This window comes from Massilia frigida (genome assembly GCF_011682175.1).
Taxonomy (GTDB): domain Bacteria; phylum Pseudomonadota; class Gammaproteobacteria; order Burkholderiales; family Burkholderiaceae_D; genus Telluria_A; species Telluria_A frigida.
The window spans coordinates 1-391 of the sequence record NZ_WHJG01000188.1; the positions used below are offsets into that span (position 1 = coordinate 1).

1 rRNA gene is annotated in these 391 nt (G+C 45.3%); it reads right to left on the bottom strand.

Going from position 1 to position 391, the window contains the following annotated elements:
• Nucleotides 1-331 precede the first annotated feature (331 nt).
• Nucleotides 332-391, bottom strand: a 16S ribosomal RNA gene (locus tag F2P44_RS34615); the annotation flags it as partial.

The window sequence follows — 391 nt, forward strand, 5'->3', positions numbered from 1 at the left end:
GTGCACTTATTCGCTTGTCCCTATAACGTTAGCCTCTTAGTGTTGCCACCAAAAGAGCGTTACAGAGATAAGAAAGTACAGCGTTGTTGCTTTGTTTTGATACATACAATCACTACCCATCGAACCGCCTGTCGGCGATTCGATTAAAACTTTACTTCTTCCAGATTGTTAAAGAACGAAACAGCTTTTAATCTCTGAAAGATCAAACCTGAACATTGATGCTCAGGTTTGCGCTTTCAAACGCTGTTCTTCTTGATTGACAGTCGATAAGTGTGGACGCTTGATGAATTGGGGCTCTATAGCCAGACTCGGCGTCCCCGTGCAACTCTAGAAAGGAGGTGATCCAGCCGCACCTTCCGATACGGCTACCTTGTTACGACTTCACCCCAGT